At 42.6% G+C, this 530-nt stretch carries 1 protein-coding gene; it reads right to left on the bottom strand.

The genetic code is table 11. The features are described from left to right. Positions 1 to 34: 34 nt before the first annotated feature. The coding region (locus tag G8O24_RS42635; RefSeq protein ID WP_188108426.1) for a transposase at positions 35 to 530 on the bottom strand (496 nt) is incomplete at its 5' end.

The raw sequence follows: 530 nt of genomic DNA, 5'->3' as shown, positions 1-530 counted from the left end.
AATCTTTCCGATAGGTTGATTCTTTAATTAAGTTTTAATCGAAGTATGATTCCAACGTGCCTGTCACCTGACCAAAGCCTTTATGAGTCCGATTGGCATTCCGGTCGTTGTAGCCGATAGCCTGTACACCTAAGAAGTTGTCTAGGGACTCTTCAGTTGGAAATTCTGACTTTGGTTTTGTCTTGCGTTTGATCATGTTGTTCATCGACTCGATCATGTTCGTTGAGTAGATCGCGGACCAAATCTTCTTAGTGTACTGGTAAAAGACCAGCATGTCTTCCTCAATCTTCTGCAGATTCTTGATCATGCTTGAGTATTTTGAGTCGTATTTGTCGTAGAAAGCGTGGAGAACCGTTTCTGCCTCTTTTAAGCCAGATTGCTTATGAACTTGCTTGCAGTCGTCCCGAGCCTCTTTACGATCGCTTACACGGACTTTTCCCTTGATCTTTCGCATGACATGAACTAGGCAACGTTGGAATTTAGATTTTGGGTAATACTGCTTTAGCATGGCTTTAATGCCTACACACCCA

This window comes from Bradyrhizobium campsiandrae, assembly GCF_014529705.1.
In the GTDB taxonomy this organism is placed as follows: Bacteria; Pseudomonadota; Alphaproteobacteria; order Rhizobiales; family Xanthobacteraceae; genus Bradyrhizobium; species Bradyrhizobium campsiandrae.
This window is presented reverse-complemented; position numbering and strand designations above follow the sequence as displayed.